This is a genomic window from Achromobacter sp. CF-sbj1-Ac2-l (genome assembly GCF_052698165.1).
The window spans coordinates 4,368,095-4,387,153 of the sequence record NZ_CP199855.1; the positions used below are offsets into that span (position 1 = coordinate 4,368,095).

Annotated in this window: 16 protein-coding genes and 1 tRNA gene; 5 read left to right on the plus strand and 12 right to left on the minus strand. The window is 68.7% G+C overall.

Annotated features, from left to right (window positions below; all coding sequences use genetic code 11):
* Positions 1-30: 30 nt before the first annotated feature.
* From ACUDCK_RS19825 to cysS, 8 genes are all read right to left on the minus strand, one after another.
* The gene (locus ACUDCK_RS19825; protein ID WP_054503098.1) at positions 31-1,323 is read right to left on the minus strand and encodes an EAL domain-containing response regulator; all 1,293 of its coding nucleotides are present in this window, start codon (positions 1,321-1,323) and stop codon (positions 31-33) included.
* Complete coding sequence (locus ACUDCK_RS19830; RefSeq protein ID WP_064524404.1) at positions 1,320-4,154, minus strand: ATP-binding protein; 2,835 nt, start codon at positions 4,152-4,154, stop codon at positions 1,320-1,322. Before ACUDCK_RS19830 ends, ACUDCK_RS19825 begins: the two co-directional genes overlap by 4 nt.
* Before the next feature lie 160 nt (positions 4,155-4,314).
* Positions 4,315-4,407: transfer RNA gene (locus tag ACUDCK_RS19835), tRNA-Ser, on the minus strand.
* A gap of 88 nt (positions 4,408-4,495) precedes the next feature.
* Positions 4,496-5,761, minus strand: a complete 1,266-nt coding sequence (locus ACUDCK_RS19840; protein ID WP_054431502.1) for an aspartate kinase — start codon at positions 5,759-5,761, stop codon at positions 4,496-4,498.
* Between the two features lie 214 nt (positions 5,762-5,975).
* The gene (gene tilS / locus ACUDCK_RS19845; protein WP_244976841.1) at positions 5,976-6,974 is read right to left on the minus strand and encodes a tRNA lysidine(34) synthetase TilS; all 999 of its coding nucleotides are present in this window, start codon (positions 6,972-6,974) and stop codon (positions 5,976-5,978) included.
* 142 nt (positions 6,975-7,116) lie between these two features.
* Positions 7,117-8,082 carry an acetyl-CoA carboxylase carboxyltransferase subunit alpha gene (locus tag ACUDCK_RS19850; protein WP_024069860.1) on the minus strand — a complete coding sequence of 322 codons (966 nt, stop codon included), beginning with the start codon at positions 8,080-8,082 and terminating at the stop codon, positions 7,117-7,119.
* 36 nt (positions 8,083-8,118) lie between these two features.
* Complete coding sequence (locus tag ACUDCK_RS19855) at positions 8,119-8,763, minus strand: DNA-3-methyladenine glycosylase family protein (RefSeq protein ID WP_054503300.1); 645 nt, start codon at positions 8,761-8,763, stop codon at positions 8,119-8,121.
* 20 nt (positions 8,764-8,783) lie between these two features.
* Entirely contained in the window at positions 8,784-10,238 is a 1,455-nt protein-coding gene (gene cysS, locus ACUDCK_RS19860; protein ID WP_064524216.1) for a cysteine--tRNA ligase, read from the minus strand.
* A gap of 286 nt (positions 10,239-10,524) precedes the next feature.
* Between cysS and ACUDCK_RS19865 the strand changes: the two genes are divergently transcribed.
* From ACUDCK_RS19865 to ACUDCK_RS19875, 3 genes are all read left to right on the plus strand, one after another.
* Positions 10,525-11,208 carry a tetratricopeptide repeat protein gene (locus ACUDCK_RS19865; RefSeq protein ID WP_054503100.1) on the plus strand — a complete coding sequence of 228 codons (684 nt, stop codon included), beginning with the start codon at positions 10,525-10,527 and terminating at the stop codon, positions 11,206-11,208.
* 131 nt (positions 11,209-11,339) lie between these two features.
* Positions 11,340-11,849, plus strand: a complete 510-nt coding sequence (locus ACUDCK_RS19870) for a peptidylprolyl isomerase (RefSeq protein WP_026382011.1) — start codon at positions 11,340-11,342, stop codon at positions 11,847-11,849.
* Positions 11,842-12,615 (plus strand): UDP-2,3-diacylglucosamine diphosphatase, encoded by a 774-nt coding sequence (locus tag ACUDCK_RS19875; protein ID WP_054503101.1) that lies wholly within the window; start codon positions 11,842-11,844, stop codon positions 12,613-12,615. Before ACUDCK_RS19870 ends, ACUDCK_RS19875 begins: the two co-directional genes overlap by 8 nt.
* Positions 12,616-12,705: 90 nt before the next feature.
* Here the strand turns inward: ACUDCK_RS19875 and ACUDCK_RS19880 are convergent, their stop codons facing one another.
* The 3 genes from ACUDCK_RS19880 to ACUDCK_RS19890 all read right to left on the minus strand — a co-directional run bounded on the left by ACUDCK_RS19880 (position 12,706) and on the right by ACUDCK_RS19890 (position 16,157).
* Positions 12,706-13,569, minus strand: a complete 864-nt coding sequence (locus ACUDCK_RS19880; protein WP_054503102.1) for an undecaprenyl-diphosphate phosphatase — start codon at positions 13,567-13,569, stop codon at positions 12,706-12,708.
* 25 nt (positions 13,570-13,594) lie between these two features.
* Entirely contained in the window at positions 13,595-15,178 is a 1,584-nt protein-coding gene (locus ACUDCK_RS19885; protein WP_175166613.1) for a TerC family protein, read from the minus strand.
* 193 nt (positions 15,179-15,371) lie between these two features.
* Entirely contained in the window at positions 15,372-16,157 is a 786-nt protein-coding gene (locus tag ACUDCK_RS19890; protein ID WP_175166612.1) for an inositol monophosphatase family protein, read from the minus strand.
* 118 nt (positions 16,158-16,275) lie between these two features.
* Here ACUDCK_RS19890 and ACUDCK_RS19895 point away from each other — a divergent pair, with 118 nt between their 5' ends.
* Complete coding sequence (locus tag ACUDCK_RS19895) at positions 16,276-17,067, plus strand: RNA methyltransferase (RefSeq protein ID WP_144654703.1); 792 nt, start codon at positions 16,276-16,278, stop codon at positions 17,065-17,067.
* A 69-nt stretch (positions 17,068-17,136) separates the two neighbouring features.
* On the opposite strand, the gene ACUDCK_RS19900 is transcribed toward ACUDCK_RS19895, so the two are convergent.
* Positions 17,137-18,126 carry a Bug family tripartite tricarboxylate transporter substrate binding protein gene (locus ACUDCK_RS19900; RefSeq protein ID WP_049072912.1) on the minus strand — a complete coding sequence of 330 codons (990 nt, stop codon included), beginning with the start codon at positions 18,124-18,126 and terminating at the stop codon, positions 17,137-17,139.
* A gap of 161 nt (positions 18,127-18,287) precedes the next feature.
* Between ACUDCK_RS19900 and ACUDCK_RS19905 the strand changes: the two genes are divergently transcribed.
* The gene (locus ACUDCK_RS19905; protein WP_054503105.1) at positions 18,288-19,049 is read left to right on the plus strand and encodes an IclR family transcriptional regulator; all 762 of its coding nucleotides are present in this window, start codon (positions 18,288-18,290) and stop codon (positions 19,047-19,049) included.
* The last annotated feature ends 10 nt before the right edge of the window (positions 19,050-19,059 follow it).

The following is a 19,059-nucleotide window of genomic DNA, read 5'->3' on the forward strand; positions in this document are numbered from 1 at the left end:
ATCAACGGTGTGTCCAGTTTCATGGATGCGTCATTGCCCGCGCGCGCCAGGTCGGCGCCGCGCCATGCGCGCGGCGCCGACCGGCTCACGCGGGTCGCGGGGATTCACGGGTGGAATCGGGTGATTGGAAAAGGGCGGCGCGCCCAGCAGCGCCTGGAACGCCGCCGGGTCCACCGCGGGCGAGATCAGGAAGCCCTGCGCATAATCGCAGCCGATGCGCCGCAGGAATTGCCGCGCTGCCTCGGTCTCGACGCCCTCGGCGGTGACCCGCAGCCCCAATCGCCGTCCAAGCTGCGCCGCGGACAGCAATGCGGCCGCGCGGGACTCGTCTTCGGGGGCGCCGTGGACGAAGGCGCGATCGATCTTCAATTCGGTGAAAGGCGTCGAGATCAGGCTGTAGAGCGAGCTGTAGCCCTTGCCGAAGTCGTCCTGGGCCAAGCCGAAGCCCTGCAGCCGCAGCCGGCTGGCCCCCATATGATAATTGCCCGGCGCCACCGTCATGTCGTCTTCCAGCAGTTCGAAGGTGATGTCCTCGGCCGCCAGGCCCCGGCGCGCGACCCGCGCGCACAATTCCTCGGGCAGCCGCGGCCGGTCCAGCAGGCGCACCGGCAGGTTGACCGAGACCGGGATGCGGAAGCCGGCGCGGCGCCAGGCGCTGATGGCCGCGAGGCTGTCGTCGAGCATGCGGATCAGCAGTTCGTGCTCCAGGCCGTGGCGGCGCACCGTCGGCAGGAACGCGCCAGGCAGCAGCAGGCCCTGGTCGCGATGGCGCCAGCGCGCCAGCGCCTCGGCCCCCGCGATGGCGCCGGACGCCAGCGACTGCTTGGGCTGGAACCAGGCTTGTATGTCGCCCGCGCGCAAGGCCGCCATCACGTCGCCGCGCGACGGCGCGTAGCCCGCGCCAGCGGGCCGCCCCGCCGCCCGCGCCGAGACGCGGGCGCGCCACTGCGCCACCAGGCCGCGGACCTGTTCGGCCGTGACGGGTTTGACGAAGACGCCAAGCAGCGGCAGCCCGATTTCGCTGGCCATCAACCCGATGCTGTTGGCCAGCGCGCGCCCGCACCCCGTGACGACCGCCAGCATCGGCGGCCGCGCCAGCCCGGCCAGCTCGCGGATGAACTGCGCGCCGTCCATGCCGGGCATGCGGATGTCGGTCAGCACCAGATCGTAGCGCGCGACGCGCAGGCATTCGAGCGCGGCGGCGGCGTTCTCGGCGGTATCGACGAGACCGACGCCGGCCTGTCGCAGCAGGTCGCGCAGCGACAGGCACTGCAGCGGATGATCGTCCAGGACCAGCGCCCGGCAGGCGGCCGGCGAAGTCATGTCGGATCCTTCGCGATCCCGTGCAGGGTCTGCGCCAGCACCAGGAAGGGCAATGGCTTGCCCAGCACCTGATCCATGCCCGCGGCCAGGCCGCGCTGCACGATCTCGGCGCTCGAGCCCGACGTCAGACCGATGATCGGTCCGGCGTGGCCCGCGTCGCGCAGCGCCCGCGCCAATTGGTAGCCGTCGGACACGGGCATGTTCAGGTCGGTCAGCACCAGGTCGAACGGCTGCGCGCGCCATTGCCGCAAGGCTTCGTCGCCCTGGCTGGCCAGCGTCACCACGCAGCCCAGGTATTCGAGCTGCTCGCGCAGCACCCGCTGATTGATCGCGTTGTCCTCGACCAGCAGCACCCGCAGGTCCAGCGACCGCGACGCAGCCCCCGCCACGCCGGACGCGCCGGGCTCGACTCCGTCCTGCGCCATGCGCACGGCGCGGCAGATGCTGGCGGGGTCGGACGCGCTCGCCACGCCTTCGGCCGCGTCGGCCATGAAGGCGTCCTGGCTCGCCCCGGGCGCCCACACCGTGACCTGCCGTTGCCGCCACTGCGGCGCCGGCGCGGACGGCGGCCAGGTCCGCACCAGCACCGCATCCGCCGACCCGGCCGCGTCGCCCGCCTGGCGGTACGGCAGCGCGGCCGCGCCGCACGCGCTCAGCCAGCCGCGTACGTTGTCGACCACTTCGGGCACCGCGCCATCGACATACACCGGCCGCGGCGCCAGCGCGACCGGCGCGGCGCCGACCGGCTCGTCCGCCGCCAGCGTCAGGCAGAACGCAATGCTGGTGCCCAGCCCTTCCTCGCTGACCACCGACAGCGCGCCGCCCATCAGATCCGACAGGCGCCGGCAGATCGTCAGCCCCAGGCCGGTGCCGCCGCTGTCGCCCCCCTGCCCCGCGGGGATCCGGAAGTACGGCTCGAACAGCCGCGCGCGGTGGTCCTCGCGGATACCCGGGCCGGTGTCCGCCACCTGAAACCGCAGCCGGACCTGCCCCGGCTCGCGGGCGACGGCGGCGCAGGCGCGCAGCACCACGCGGCCCGCCTCGGTGAACTTGACCGCGTTGCTGACCAGATTGTTGAGGATCTGCTGGATGCGCACCGCGTCGCCGCGCACCGTCATCGGCATGCCGACCTCGCTCAGGCCATACAGGGTCAACCCCTTGGCGGCGGCCCGCGCCGCGTAATTGGCCACCACCTGTTCCACCAGCTCGGCCGGCGAGAACGCGCCGATCTCCAGCTCCTCGCGGCCGGCCTCGATGCGCGACAGGTCCAGCGTGCCGTTGACGGTGCGCAGCAGCGTCGACGACGACTGCTGGATCGTGTCCAGGTACTGTCGCTGAGGCGCGCTCAGGCCGCTCATGGCCAGCAGCTCGAGCGTGCCGAGAATGCCGTAGAGGGGCGTGCGGATTTCGTGGCTGATGGCGGCAAAGAACATCGCCTTCGAGGCGCTGGCCTGGTCGGTGGCCAGCTTGGCCTGGCGCAGCGCGTGCTCGACCTTCTTCTGCGCCGTGATGTCGCTGATGCCGCACAGCACGACGTCTTCGGATTGATAGGTGGTGGCGGCGAACGCCACGTAGGCGCTGCGGCCGTTCTCCAGCGTGCATTCCTCGCCGCCGGTCTCGGCGCCCGCCCGCAGCAGCGTCTCGCGCCAGTGGTCTCGCTCGCCCAGCCATTGACGGGCCGCGGCGTTCGACAGCAGCACCGCGCCATCGGCGCGCCGCAGCAGGCACAGGCCGACCGGCGCCACCTCGACGATCTTGCGGTTGAGCGCCACGCTGTCCAGCAGCGCCGCGTATTGCCGCTGCGCCGGCCGCACCAGCCGAAGGCGCAGATGGCGTACCGCCAGCAGCACCGCCGCCAGCAGCGCCAGCGCCACGCCGGCGGCCGCCTCGAACGCCGGCGCGCCATCCTCGATCAGGTCGCTGATCGGCACGTAATAGGCCAGCCGCCAACCCGCCTCGCCCACCGATTTGACCAGCACCAGCGTCTGCGGCCACCAGCTCGCCCCGCGCAGGCGGAACGAATCGCGCGACAGGTAGGCCGGCGTCTCCTCGACCCGAGGCGGCAGCTTGCCGCCATGCAGGGCCATGGCGCCGTCGCCGTCATACAGCGCGTAGCTGGCCCCTCCGCTGGCGCACTCCACCGGGTCGAGCACCGCCCCCAGGCCGCCCACCTCGAGCCCGATCCAGGTGCGGTCCTCGCCCGCGACATCGGCCGGCGTGTAGAGGAACAGGCGATTGGCCGGATCCATCGGCGGCCGCAGCCAGACGATCGGCGTGCGGCCGTCCGGCCCCGGCCGCGCGCTGCGCAGCCGCAGCGCCTGCGCCAGCCAGCGGGCGGTGTCGCCGGACATCGGCGTGACGCCGCCATCTGCCGGCATCGCCAGGCGGGCGGCCGCGCCGCCGGACGGCGAGACGTAGACGATGTGGGCGCGCAGTTGCGCCACGTTGACGCGATCGCGCGGCGTGAGGATCAACGCCCAGTCAAAGGCGCCGCCGGCATCGGCCAGCGGCGCCACCGTGACCTGGCCGGAGGGACCGAGCGTCTGCGGCATCTGCGACAGCGGCAGGCGGCGGCTGTTGCGCACAGTTGAAGCCGCGACGGAACGCAGCAGCGCCTCGCGCTGGTCGAAATACAACTGGGCGTTGTAGGCGCCGGCGTTCATGCGGCGGCGGTACTTCGAGACCTCGGCGGTGAACGCCCCGTAGGCGTACAGCGCGGTCCCCACCAGGAAGCAGGCCGCGAGCGCGACGGCGAACAGGTGCAGTAAAAGCATGGACAGCCCCGGCGCCGCCGCGGTCGGGGCTTCCCGGGTGCGGGGGGCTACGATCATGCCGCCGATCATAGAATTCCGTCCTACCGCCCAAACCAAGAATTTTCTTAAAGCCGACGTGGCGCCGGCCCGCCGCGCGACGACGCGCGCGCAAAGAAAAAACCCGCAGAACTTGCGTTCTGCGGGTTTCTTGCCAGCCTGGCATGCCAGGCTGGAAATCTGGCGGAGATGGTGGGATTCGAACCCACGATGCAGTTTTTAGCCACATACTCCCTTAGCAGGGGAGCCCCTTCAGCCTCTCGGGCACATCTCCGAAGAGAACGAGATTCTAGCACGACTTTTTACACTGTTGCCCGCGCAATGCCGCGGGCGTGAAAAAAACCGTGCCGGACCCGCGTCGCTCAGGCCTTGGCGGCGGGCGCCTGGTCCAGGCCGAAGGCCTTGTGCAGCGCGCGCACGCCCAGTTCCATGTACTTGTCGTCGATGATGACCGAGGTCTTGATCTCGCTGGTGCTGATCATCTGGATGTTGATGCTTTCCTGCGAAAGCGTCTGGAACATCAGGCTGGCCACGCCAACGTGCGAGCGCATGCCGATGCCGACGATCGAGACCTTGGCGACCTTTTCATCGGTCGACAGTTCACGCGCGCCCACGGCGGGGATGACTTCGCGCTTGAGCAGGTCGACGGCGCGCGCGAACTCGTTGCGGTTCACGGTGAACGAGAAATCGGTCGTGCCAGCCACGGACTGGTTCTGCACGATCATGTCGACGTCGATGTTGGCGGCGGCGACAGGGCCCAGGATCGAGAAGGCGATGCCGGGCTTGTCGGGCACGCCCAACAGGGTGATTTTGGCTTCGTCGCGGCTGAAGGCGATGCCGGAGACAACGGCGGCTTCCATTTTTTCGTCTTCCTCAAAAGTAATCAGCGTGCCCGAACGCATTTCTTCGTCGAGCGGGATGAGCGGGTCGGTCAGCGAGGACAGCACCCGCGTCGGCACACGGTATTTGCCGGCGAATTCGACCGAGCGGATCTGCAGGACCTTGGAGCCCAGCGAGGCCATTTCCAGCATTTCCTCGAAGGAAACGACGGCCATGCGGCGCGCTTCGGGCACCACCCGCGGATCGGTCGTGTAGACGCCATCCACATCGGTGTAGATCAGGCATTCATCGGCCTTGAGCGCCGCCGCCACGGCCACGGCCGAGGTGTCGGAGCCGCCGCGGCCCAGGGTGGTGATGTGGCCGTCAGGGTCCACGCCCTGGAAGCCGGTGACGATGACCACGCGGCCGGCGTCGAGGTCGCCGCGGATGCGGGCGTCGTCGATCGAGGTGATGCGGGCCTTGGTGAACGACGAATCGGTGCGCACCGGCACCTGCCAGCCCGCGTAGCTGCGGGCGGCGACGCCTTCGGCCTGCAGTGCGATGGCCAACAGGCCGCTGCTGGCCTGCTCGCCGGTGGCGGCGATCATGTCAAGCTCGCGCGCGTCGGGCTGGGGCGTAATCTCGCGCGCCAGGCCCAGCAGGCGATTGGTTTCGCCTGCCATGGCCGACGGCACCACGACAACCTGGTGGCCGGCAGCGTGCCACTTCGCGACGCGTCGCGCCACGTTCCTGATGCGCTCGACCGAGCCCATCGAAGTACCGCCATATTTATGAACGATCAGGGACATCTCGTACTCTGGCTGGGGACCCGCCGCAAGAGTGGGGGCGGGCAAAACCTCATATTCTATCCCGACGGTAAAAATTTGCGCACGCCATGGAATTTTCTTTCCAGGGAACGGTCGTTTTTTCCGGAAAACTGTCGTTCTGGCCAGAATTAGACGGCGCCAGCCGCGGATTTCCCTGCGCGCGGCGCCTCCGGGTACCGGGCGCCCCCCTTTTGCGCTAGCGTGACGCCGGCGTCTGCGGATCCGGCTGCGGCTCGATCCACACCCGCCCGCGATGGCAGCGCACCACGTGGCCGGCCTGTTCGACCCGCAACTGGCGGTCGTGCCCCAGGCTGTGCACGCCGCGCAGTTGGCGCAGCAGGTCGTTCAGGCGCGCCTCGGTCGGCATGCGGGCGCCCTGTTGCGCCATCCAGTGGCGCAGCACGTGCGCCTGGCGCGCCGGCGACAGCCGCCGCCAGGCCGCCAGCGAGAAGCTGGCGCCGTCCGCGCCCGGCTCCAGCGCGGCGAAATCCTCGCGCGCCACCTCGTCCAGGATCTCGCCCGCCTCGGCCATGTGCCGGGCGTGGCGCGCGACGATGGCGCGCCAGCCGGGCCAGCGCGCATCCAGCACCGGCGCCAGCAATTCGCGCAGCGCGGCGCGGGTGTAGCGCGGATCGGCGTTGGTCGGGTCCTGCACCGCGTGCCAGCCGGTGGCGTCGGCAAACTGCCGCGCGGCCTGCAGGATCGTCGTCCGGTCCTGCTCCAGCCACGGCCGCAGATAGGTCAGGCCGTCACGCGATGTGAGCGGCGCCATGGCCGCCATGCCGGCCAGCCCGGTGCCGCGCAGCAGGCGCAGCAGCACGGTCTCGGCCTGGTCGTTGCGGTGGTGCGCCAGCAGGACCAGGCCGATGCCCTCCTCGTCCGCCAGCCGCGCCAGCGCGGCATAGCGGGCGTCGCGCGCGGCGGCCTCGATGCCCTTGCCGCCGGCCGCGTCGACCTCGACGCGGGCCTGCCGCAGCGGCAGTTCCAGCAGCCGGGCCAGCGCCTCGACCTGATCGCGCCAGCCATCGGCGGCGGCTTGCAGGCCGTGATGCACGTGCAGCAGAGCCACGCCGGCGCCCAGTTCCCGCGCCACAGCGGCGGCATGGACCGCCAGCATGGCCGAGTCGGCGCCGCCGCTGACAGCCACGGCGAACCGCCCTGGCGGCCGCGGCAGGGCTTGCAGGGCGCGGCGCAGGGCCGCGATCAGGTCGGGCGAGACGGGATGGGGGAAAGGGGTCCCCGCGGCAGTCGAGTCGGACGCGGGGCGGGAAGTCATGGCGGCGGGCGCGGGCCGGAAGCGGCCGCGGCGCCGGCCAAGGCCGGCGCGCGCGCTTCGCTCAGGCGCGCACTTCCTGGAAGGCGCCGTAGGACAGCAGGCGTTGCACCCGCTGTTCCACCAGTTGCTCGGGCGTCATGCCCTGCAACTGGCGCAGGGCGTCGCCGAGCGCGCGGCGCAGCAGGCGCGCCATGACGCGCGGGTCGCGGTGCGCGCCGCCCACGGGTTCATTGATGACGCGGTCGACCAGGCCCAGGTCCTTCAGGCGCGGGGCGATGATGGCGAGCGCCTCGGCGGCCTCGGGCGCCTTGTCGGCGCTGCGCCACAGGATCGAGGCGCAGCCTTCGGGCGAGATCACCGCGTAGGTCGCGTACTGCAGCATCAGCACGGCGTTGCCCACGGCGATCGCCAGCGCGCCGCCCGAGCCGCCTTCGCCGATGATGGTGACGATCACGGGCACCTTCAGTTCGGCCATGGCGTACAGGTTGTGGCCGATGGCTTCGGACTGGCCGCGTTCCTCGGCGCCGATGCCGGGATAGGCGCCCGGGGTGTCGACGAAGGTGAACACGGGAATGCCGAACTTCTCGGCCAGGCGCATCAGGCGCAGGGCCTTGCGGTAGCCTTCCGGACGCGGCATGCCGAAGTTGCGCGCGGCGCGTTCCTTGGTGTCGCGGCCCTTCTGGTGGCCGATCACCATGCAGGGCGTGCCGTTGAAGCGCGCCAGGCCGCCCACGATGGACTGGTCGTCGGCGTACATGCGGTCGCCGTGCAGTTCGTGGAAGTCGGTGAAGATCTCGCGCACGTAGTCCAGCGTGTAGGGACGCTGGGGGTGGCGGGCGACCAGCGCCGTCTGCCAAGGCGTGAGCTTGGCGTAGATCTCCTTGGCCAGCGACTGGCTCTTCTGCTGCAGACGTCCGATCTCGTCGGAGATGTCCACCGCCGAATCGGCCTGCACATAGCGCAGCTGCTCGATCTTGTTCTCAAGCTCGGCGAGCGGCTGTTCAAATTCCAGAAATGTATTGCGCATGTAGTGTGGTTCCGTAGATGGGCGACCTGGATTGCGTCAGTATTGGACCGGCGTCGGTTCCAGACTGCGCCACAGATACCAGGTTGCCACGGTACGCCAGGGTTGCCACGCCAGCGAGACTTCACGAGCCTCGAAGCGCGAGACAGGCTCGCCGCTGAAATAGTGTAGCGAGATTGCCTTGAGCAACCCAGGATCATCCAGCGGCAGGACATCGGGCCGCTGCAGATTGAAAATCAAAAACATCTCCGCCGTCCAGCGTCCGATGCCGCGGATGGCGGTCAATTCCGAAATGACGGCCTCGTCGTCCATGGCCGCCCATTTCTCGGGGTGCACCCGGCGTTCGCCGAAATGCACCGCCAGATCCAGCACGTACTCGGCCTTGCGCTGCGACAGGCCGGCCGCGCGCAGGCCTTCCAGGCCCACGCGCAACACCGCCACCGGCGTGGGACGCTTGCCGGCGGCTTCCAGGAACTTGTCCCAGACGGCGTCGGCCGCCTTGGCAGAGACCTGCTGCCCGATGATGGCGCGGGCCAGCGTCACGAACGGCGTGCCGCGCGACGTCAGCCAGACCTCGGGGTGCTGGGGAATGATCTTTTTCAGGATGCGGTCGCGCCGCATCAGGTGGGCGACGGCGGCTTCCCAATAATCCGGCTTGGGAATCTCGGTATCTGCGATGGACATGGCGGGCGTATCCAGGGGGTTCACGCCCGACGCCACTGCGTCAGGCCGCCCGGCTTGTCATCGAGCTCGATGCCGGCTTCGCGCAACTCGGCGCGGATGCGGTCGGCCTGGGCGAAGTCGCGCGCGGCCTTGGCGGCGGCGCGGGCGTCGATCAGGGCCTGGATGGCGGCGGCGTCGAGTTCGGCGCGCGCGCCCTGCTCCATGCCGGCGGCCGAATAGCGGGTGGACGACTGGAAATACGTCGCCGGGTCCTGTTGCAGCAGGCCCAGCAGGCCGCCCAGGGCCTTGAGCTGGCCGGCGCTGCGCGCGCTCTTGCCGCGGTTGGCCTCGGAGGCCAGCTCGAACAGGGCCGCGACCGCGCCCGAACTGTTGAAATCGTCGTCCATGGCGGCCTTGAAGGCCTGCGCCTGCGGCTCGTTCCAGTCGATGCCCTGGTCGTCCGCCGGCACGTTCTGCAGCGCCTGGTACAAGCGGTCGAGCGCGTTCTGGGCGTCGACCAGGTTGTCCGGCGTGTAGTTCTGCGGACTGCGGTAGTGGTTGCGCACGATGAAGAAGCGCACCATTTCCGCTTCACGCGGGTTGACGCGGTAGTCGGCCGTGTCGGCGGCCGGCTCGCCCTGGGCGATGGTCTGGCGGATGGTGCGGAAGTTGCCGAGCGACTTGGACATCTTGTCCGAATCGACCATCAGCGGGCCGCAGTGCATCCAGATGTTGGCCAGCGTGCCGCCAAAGGCGCCCTCGGTCTGGGCGATCTCGTTCTCGTGGTGCGGGAATTTCAGGTCGGGGCCGCCGCCATGGATGTCCAGCGGCAGGCCGAGCAGCGACTTGCTCATGGCCGAGCACTCGATGTGCCAGCCAGGCCGGCCCAGGCCATAGGGCGATTCCCACTTGGTGTCGGCCGGTTCTTCTTCCTTGGCGGACTTCCACAGCACGAAGTCGAGCGGGTCGCGCTTGGCCGAGCCCACCGCCACGCGCTCGCCGGCGCGCAGGTCGTCCAGGGTCTTGCCCGACAGCTTGCCGTAGCCCTCGAAACCGCGCACGGCGTAGTTCACGTCGCCGTCATCGGCCTGGTAGGCCAGGCCCTTCTGCTCGAGCTTGCCGATGATGTCCAGCATCTCGCCCACGTACTCGGTGGCGCGCGGCTCGCGGTCGGGCGAAGCCACGCCCAGCGCGCGCTCGTCGGCGTGCATGGCGTCGATGTAGAACTCGGTGACCTCGCCGATGCGGCGGCCGGTCTCGACCGCGCGGCGGATGATCTTGTCGTCGATGTCGGTGATGTTGCGCACGTAGTCGACCGCCAGGCCGCTGGCGCGCAGCCAGCGCTGCACCACGTCGAAGGACACCAGCATGCGGGCGTGGCCCAGGTGGCAGAAGTCGTACACGGTCATGCCACACACGTACATGCGCACCTGGCCGGCCTGGGCCGGTTTGAACGGTTCTTTGGTACGCGATAACGTGTTGTAGATTTGCAGCATGGCGCTTGTGATGGTCCTGTTCTTTCCGTGGCGGCCGCGGAAATCGTTGCGCCCGAAGGACGATACCTTCGAGGCTTGCCGTCCGGCCGGGTGGTTCGGGCGATGCCCGGGTTCGCGTCATCCAGTCTGCGTGCCCACCGGCTTCACCTACCGGCCTTACCCACCGAATTCACCCATTGTCGAGCCAAAAACCCAACCGAGGCTAAAATGGCGGTCGTCAAGTATAGCAAGCGGCCCGGCCGCGCGCGTCAGCGCCGGCCGGCCACGACTTTTAACGGATGCCCACGTGACTATCAAGCCGCGTTTTTGCGTCACCCTGCTCGCCCTGGCCCTGGCAGGCTCGCCGCTGGCCGGCGCCCATGCCCAATCCATGGCCGGCGGATCGGGCGAGAACCCGAATGCCAATCGCACCACCCTGGACCCGATTCCGCCCGAGGGCGGCTGGGACGGCCTGTCGAACGTGCTCAAGTCGATGCAGCCCAGCGTGGACACCCGGCTGCAGCCGTCCGCCTCGCAGATCACCACCCACATCGAACGCCTGCTGAACCGCGGCGACAACGCCGAAGCGCTGGCGATGATCGAAAAGCGCGAAGCCGAGATCAAGGACCAGCGCGGCACCGACGTGCAACTGATGTTCCAGCATGCGCGCGCCCTGGCCGCGCTCGACCGCAAGGCCGAGGCCATCGACATCTACACCGAGATGACGACCCGCTTTCCCGAGCTGCCGGAACCCTGGAACAACCTGGCGGCTCTATATGCCAGCCGGGGCGAACTTGAAAAAGCGCAGGACGCCCTGCAAATGGCCCTGCGCGCCGACCCGGGCTACGCCGCCGCGCGCGCCAACCTGGGCGACCTGCAACTGCTGCAGGCCCTGCGCACCTACAAGCAGGCCGCCAAGGAAGGCGTGCCCGGCATGCAGGACAAGGCCCGCGAAGTCGAAACCATGCTGAAGGATAAGCAACGCAAATGACGTCCCGTTACTCCCCTCTTCACCTGCTGCGCCTGACGGCGTGCTCGTTCGCGCTGGCATTTGCCCCGGCGCTCGTCAGCGCCGCGCCCGCGGCCGCCCCCTCCAACTCCACCTCTGAAGGCACAAAAGCCATGAGCACCAATCCCCGCGTCAAGCTTCACACCAACCAAGGCGACATGGTCATCACCCTGGACGCCGCCAAGGCGCCCAAGACCGTCGAGAACTTCCTGACCTACGTCAAGGAAGGCTTTTACAACGGCACGGTGTTCCATCGCGTGATCGATGGCTTCATGATCCAGGGCGGCGGCTTCGAGCCCGGCATGAAGCAGAAGCAGACCCACGCCCCGATCGAGAACGAGGCCAACAACGGCCTGAAGAACGACAAGTACACCCTGGCGATGGCCCGCACCAGCGACCCGCACTCGGCCACCGCGCAGTTCTTCATCAACGTCTCGAACAACGACTTCCTGAACTTCACCGCGCCCACGCCCAACGGTTGGGGCTACGCCGTGTTCGGCAGCGTCACCGAAGGCACCGACGTGGTCGACAAGATCAAGGGCGTGAAGACCGGCAACAAGGGCTTCCACCAGAACGTGCCGAACGAAGACGTGATCATCGAGAAGGCCGAAGTTCTTGAATAAGATCGCCCTGTCCGGCCCGGTCTGGCTGGCCTCCGACCTGCACCTGGGGCCGGCCACGCCGGCCACGGCGGAGGCCTTCCTGGCCTTCCTGCAGGCGGCCGAGGAAGAAGCCGCCGCCCTGCTGCTGCCGGGCGACATCTTCGACGCCTGGATCGGCGACGACGTGATCCGCGCCGCGCCGCCGTGGCTCGCCACGGCGCTGACGGCGCTGCGCGCCACGGCCGGCCGGATTCCGGTGTGGCTCGGCCGCGGCAACCGCGACTTCCTGATCGGCGAGGAACTGGCCGCCGCGGTGGGCGCCAAGCTGCTGCCCGAGCCGGCGCTGCTGCAGACCGACTACGGCGACATCCTGCTGACCCACGGCGACGAGTTCTGTACCGACGACGCGGCCTACCAGCAGTTCCGCCAGATGGTGCGCAACCCGCGGTGGCAGGCTGAATTCCTGGCCAAGACCATCCCCGAGCGCCTGGCGATGGCGCAGCAGGCGCGTGGCGAAAGCCAGATGGCCAACCAGGGCAAGTCCATGGAGATCATGGACGTCAACGCCGGGGCCGTGGCGCAGGCCTTCCGCGACCATGGCGTCAAGCTGATGGTGCACGGCCACACGCACCGCCCCGCCCGCCACGTGCTGGAGGTCGACGGCGTCAAGCGCGAGCGCTGGGTGCTGCCGGACTGGGACTGCGACCACGTCTCGCCGCCGCGCGGCGGCTGGTTGGTCATCGACCGCGACGGCCTGCAGTTCTACGACCTGGAAACGGCCGAATAGGCGGCGTGCCCGTCCTGTCCGTCCGAAAGCAAAGGGCCGCGTCATGCGCGGCCCTTTCTTTTTGCCCGTCGCGTTGGCGCGGCGCGGATCTCAGCGGGTGAAGATCCAGGCCGCCACGATGGCGCCGAACACGATCCGGTACCAGGCGAACACGCGATAGGTGTGGTTGGCCACGAAGCGCAGCACCGCCCGCACCACCACGATGGCGCTCAGGAAGGCCGCCACGAAGCCCACGGCGATGCCGGACAGGTCGTGCTGCGTCAGCAGGTCCATGTTCTTGTACATGTCGTACACGGCCGCGCCCAGCATGGTCGGCATGGCCAGGAAGAACGAGAACTCGGTGGCCGTCTTGCGCTGGATGCCGGCGATCATGCCGCCGATGATGGTGGCGCCGGAACGCGAGGTGCCGGGAATCATGGCCAGGCATTGCGCCACGCCCACGCCCAGCGCCTGCTTCCAGGTGATCTGTTCCAGGGTATGGGCGGTGGCGCGCTCATCCGAGGCGGTATCGTCGGCCGCGCCCGGCGCGTCGCCGGGGGTGTGGCGGGTGCGGCGTTCCACGTACAGCATGATCAGGCCGCCCAGCACCAGCGTCACCACCACCACGCCGGGGTGGTAGAACACCTGCTTGATGGACTTGATGAAGATGGCGCCGATGACCGCCGCCGGCAGGAAGGCGATCAGCAGGTTGCGGGTGAACGCCACCTCGCTCGCCACGCCGGTGAGGGTGCCGCGGATCAACCGCAGCAGCCGCGCGCGGAAAATCCACATCACCGCCAGGATCGAGCCCAGTTGGATCACCACCTCGAACACCTTGCCCTGGCTGGATTCGAAGTTGAGCCAGTCGCCGATCAGGATCAGGTGGCCGGTGCTGGACACCGGGATGAACTCGGTCAGCCCCTCGACGATGCCGAGGATGAAGGCCTTGATGAGATAGAGCGTGGTATCAGTCACGATGGCAAGGGTTCCTTGAAGGCATCTAGTCGTTGGTCAGCGCGGCGTCTTCGTCCAGCGGCTCGGGGGAGCGTTTCTCGACGCGCACCAGGGCAATGCGGCGGCCGTCCATTTCCAGCACCTCGAAGCGGAAATGGTCGTGGTGGAATTCGTATTCGCAGACGTCGCCCGGCTTGGGCAGGTGGCCAAAGCGCGACAGCAGGTAGCCCGCCAGGGTCGAGAAGTCCTGCGCCTCGTCGACCAGGCCTTCGGTTTCCAGCACCTGCTCGACGTGGTGCAGGTCGGCCGCGCCGTCGATCTTCCAGGTGTTGGGGCCGTCGGCGACGATGTCGGGCAGTTCGTCCTCGTCGGGGAATTCGCCGGCGATCGCCTCGAACACGTCGATCGGCGTCACCAGGCCCTCGATGGCGCCGAACTCGTCGGCCACCAGCACCAGTTGGCCGCGCGAGCGCTTGAGGGTGTCCATCAGGCGCAGGATGCCGATGGCCTCGTGCACGATGATCGGGTCGCGCAGGCGGTTGCGGCGCACCCGGCCCTCGGTGATCAGGTCGGCCACCAGGTCCTTGGCGCGGGCGATGCCCAGCACCTCGTCGAGCGAACCGCGGCAGACCGGGAAGAAACTGTGCGGCGCCTCGGTGATCTGGCGGCGGATGGTGTCGGGGTCGTCGTCGATGTTGATCCACGACACGTCGGTGCGCGGCGTCATGATCGAGCGGATCGAGCGCTCGGCCAGCGTCAGCACGCCGCTGACCATGTTGCGCTCCTCGACGCCGAAGGCCGGGATGGCGGGACCGTCGGCGCTGGGCAGGTCGGGCTCGTCGGCCGGCGGGCGCTTGCCCAGCATGCGCAGCACCGCCGAGGCGGTGCGTTCGCGCATGGGCCGGCGCGCGTCCAGCTTGAGCAGGTTGCGGCGCGCCACCTGGTTCAGGGCCTCGATCGCCACCGAGAAGCCGATGGCGGCGTACAGGTAGCCCTTGGGCACCTTGAAGCCGAAGGCCTCGGCCAGCAGCGAGAAGCCGATCATGAGCAGGAAGCCCAGGCACAGCACCACCACCGTCGGATGCGCGTTGACGAAGCGCGTCAGCGGCTTGGAGGCCAGCAGCATGATGCCGATGGCGATGACCACGGCGATCATCATGATGGCCAGGTGGTCCACCATGCCGACCGCGGTGATGACCGAGTCCAGCGAGAACACCGCGTCCAGCACCACGATCTGCGTCACGATGACCCAGAAGCTGGCGTACACGCGCGGCCCCGAGGAGCCGCCATGCTGCCCGCCTTCGAGCCGCTCGTGCAGCTCCATGGTGCCCTTGAACAGCAGGAAGAAGCCGCCGGCCATGAGGATCAGGTCGCGCCCCGAGGGCGACAGCGGTCCGACCGAAAACAGGGGGGTGGTCAGGGTGACCAGCCACGACATGACCGACAGCAGGCCAAGCCGCATGACGAGCGCCAGGCTCAGGCCAAGGATGCGCGCGCGGTCGCGTTGCGACGGCGGCAGCTTGTCCGCCAGGATGGCGATGAAAATCAGGTTATCGATTCCCAGGACGATCTCAAGGACGACCAGGGTAAGCAAGCCGACCCACGCAGCGGGGTCCAGCAGCCACTCCATCAGGAGCTCCAGAAGTTACACGACCGGTAATCGTACCCGGAAAACGCGTGACACGCCGGTGACAGGGGTCGCGCGGATGGCTTACGGAACTGTGCCGAGGCGTGCGCCGCGCTGGGATGCGCAACGGCGCGCGCGACAAAAAAGCCGGCCACATGGGCCGGCTTCGGGAATGCGTCGGGACGCGCCCGCGGCGTCAGGCCGCCGGCGTCGGGTTCAGCGCCGACAGCATCTGCGTGAAGATCTTCGGGCTGGCGGCCAGCACGTTGCCGGAATCCATCCAGCCCTGCTCGCCGTCGAAATCGGCGACCAGGCCGCCGGCTTCCAGCACCATCAGGCTGCCGGCCGCCAGGTCCCAGGGCTTCAGGCCCACGCCGCAGAAGCCGTCCAGGCGGCCGCAGGCGACATAGGCCAGGTCCAGCACGGTGGCGCCCAGGCGGCGCACGCCGGTGCTGCCTTCGGCCATGGCGCGGAAACGCTGCGAGCCTTGTTCCAGGTCGCCCAAGTTGGGCCAGTGCGCGCCCAGCAGGGCCTCGTGGTAGCGGGTGCGGCCCGAGACGCGCACGCGGCGGTCGTTCAGGAAGGTGCCGCTGCCACGGCTGGCGGTGAACAGTTCGTTGCGCGAGGGATCATAGATGACCGCCTGCGTGACCTGGCCGCGCTGGGTCAGCGCGATCGACACGGCGTAATTGGGCAGGCCGTGGATGAAGTTGGTGGTGCCGTCCAGCGGATCGATGATCCACTGGAATTCGGCCTGGTCGGGGCCCTGCAAGCCGAATTCCTCGCCCAGGACGGCATGGTCCGGATAGGCGGCGCGCAGCGTCTCGACGATGGACTCCTCGGCGGCGCGATCGACTTCCGTGACATAATCGCGCGGCCCCTTGCGAGCCACGCTGAGTCGTTCCAAATCCATGCTGGCACGGTTGATGATGGTGCCGGCACGCCGGGCCGCCTTGATGGCGATGTTGAGCATCGGGTGCATAAAATTCCGTACGTATGCGGTGGGTAGGCCGCTAGCCACCCCCCCGGATCCGCCGCCCCCGACAGGGGAAACCGGCTCAAAAAACCAGGAAGGCACTAAGCCAAACGTGCCATTTTAAATGACTCAAGCATTTTCACGCGTTCGCTTCATCATGGTGAACCCCAGCCACCCCGGAAACGTCGGTTCGGCGGCCCGCGCGATCAAGACCATGGGCTTCTCCGAACTGGTGCTGGTGGGCCCCAAATTCGCCGATGTCACCAGCCAGCCGGAGGCCGTGGCCCTGGCCAGCGGCGCCCTGGACGTGCTGGAAAACGCGCGCATCTACGATACCCTGGAAGAGGCGCTGGCGCCCGTGACGCTGGCGTTCGCCCTGACCGCCCGGGTGCGTGACCTCGGCCCCCCGCCCTGCGACATCCGCCAGGCCGCCGACCTGGCCTGCGCCCACCTGGCCGAAACCGCCGAGGGCTGCACCGCCGTCGTGCTGGGCACCGAGCGCGCCGGTCTCACCAATGACCAGATCGGACTGTGCCACCGCATCTGCCACATTCCGGCCAACCCCGAGTACAGCTCGCTGAACGTCGCCCAGGCGCTGCAACTGGCGGCCTGGGAGCTGCGCTACGCGCTGCTGGTGGACCAGGGCGCCCCGTTGCTGCCGGCCTCGACCGCGCAGGCGCCCTCGCGCGGCGCCGAGCCGGCCTCGGGCGAGGCGGTGCAGGCCTTCCTGGCGCACTGGGAAGAGGCGCTGGTGGGCGTGCGATTCCTGGACCCGGCCCATCCCAAGAAGCTGCTGCCGCGCATGCGGCACCTTTTTTCTCGCGTCGCCCTGACCCGCGACGAGGTGGACATGATGCGCGGGGTCTGCACCGCCATGCTGGCCACGGCCCGCCGCGACGGCGACGCAAAAAAATAGGGACGGGCATCGGCCCGTCCCCTGTCATCGGCCGCCGGCGGTTGACCCGCCGCGGCACGAAGCGCGCGATCAGTCGACCTTGGCGCCCGACGCCTTGACCACCGGCGCCCAGCCTTCCACTTCCGACTTGATGAACTGGCCGAATTCGGCCGGCGTGGTCTTGACGCCCACGGCGCCCAGCTTTTCGAAAGCCAGTTGCACGTCGGGCTTGTCCAGCGCCTTGACCATGGCGGCGTTGAGCTTGTTGACCACCTCGGGCGGCGTGCCGGCCGGCGCGATCAGGCCGAACCACGACGACACGTCGAAGTTGGCGAAGCCCGCTTCCTTCATGGTGGGCAGGTCCGGCGCGCTCTTGGAACGCTCGGCGGTGGTCACCGCCAGGGCGCGCAGCTTGCCCGACTGGGCGTGCGGCCAGGCCGACGGCATGTTGTCGAACATGAACTGCACCTGGCCGCCGATCAGGTCGGTGATGGCCGGCGCGCTGCCCTTGTAGGGCACGTGCAGCACGTCGATGCCGGCCTGCATCTTGAACAGCTCGCCTGCCATGTGGATCGAGGTGCCGCTGCCCGACGAGGCGAACGCCAGCTTGCCCGGGTTCTTCTTGGCGTAATCGACCAGTTCCTGCACCGTCTTGACCGGCACCTGCGGGTTGACCACCAGGATGTTCGGCACCTTGGCGCCCAGCGCCACGGGAGTGAAGTCCTTCGTCAGGTCGAACGTGACGTTCTTGTACAGCGTCTGGTTGATGGCGCTGGTGACGGCCACGAACAGCAGCGTGTAGCCGTCAGGCGCGGCGCGTTGCACCTGGTCGGTGGCGATGTTGCTGCCGGCGCCCGGCTTGTTCTCGACCACGAACGACTGGCCCAGGCTCTCGGTGAGTTCCTTGGCCATGATGCGGGCGATCACATCGGTGGTGCCGCCGGCGGAGAAGCCGACCACGATGCGGACAGGTTTATCGGGATAGGCGGCCTGGGCGGAACCCATGGCGAAAGCGCTTGCGGCGGTAGCCAGTAGCGTGGCGGCAAGACGCCGCAGTCCAGGCTTTTGACCGGTCATCATATAGTCTCCGTGCTGATACTGTCCATTAAATGGACGATTTGAATTATTGGATGCTGCATTCTGATCTATACACGAGCGGAGCATCAAGGTAGAGTCCACGGTACGGACTATGGTTTTCCCTTGACCAAGACGCAATAACCCCCAAGTTTTCAGAGAGTTGCATGCAAGACAGCGATGCCGCGGCCGCAGGCCCACGCACATTGCGGCGCGGGCTGGCCGTTCTGGCCGCCCTGCGGGACCAGGGGCCTGATGGCCTCAGCGTGACCGATATTGCCCGCCTGACGGGCATTCAGCGCCCCACCATCTACCGGCTGCTGGCCGCCCTGCTCGACGCGGGCCTGGTGCTGCCGGTGACGGGCACCAAGAAATACCGCGCCCAGTTGGCGGTGGACCCCGACACCCGTTCGCGCGATCCGCGCGTGCGCCAGTTGCTGCCGGTGCTGCGGCGCCTGGCCGACCGCACCGGCGACGCGGTGTTCCTGGTGGTGCGCGACGAGGACGATTCCATCAGCCTGCATCGCGAGATCGGCAGTTACCCGGTGCAGATCCTCGCGACCTACGCCGGCAAGCGCCAGCCGCTGGGCGTGGGCTCGGGCGGCATGGCGCTGCTGGCGGCGCTGTCCGACGACGTCGCCCGCGGCATCGTCGAGCGCAACTCCAGCCGGCTCGACGAATACGGCGGCATGACGCCGCAGGAAATGTTCCGACTGATCGAGAACACCCGCGCGCGCGGCTATTCGGTGGTGGGCAACCACGCCGTGCGCGGCGCGCTGGGCGTGGGCTGCGCCCTGCTCGACAACCATGGCGCGCCGCTGCTTGCGGTCAGCGTGACGGCCATCATCGACCGCATGCCGGCCCAGCGCCAGCGCGAGATCGCCGGCTGGATCAAGGCCGAACTGGCGCGCCTCGCGGTCCAGGCCTGAGCCCGGCACG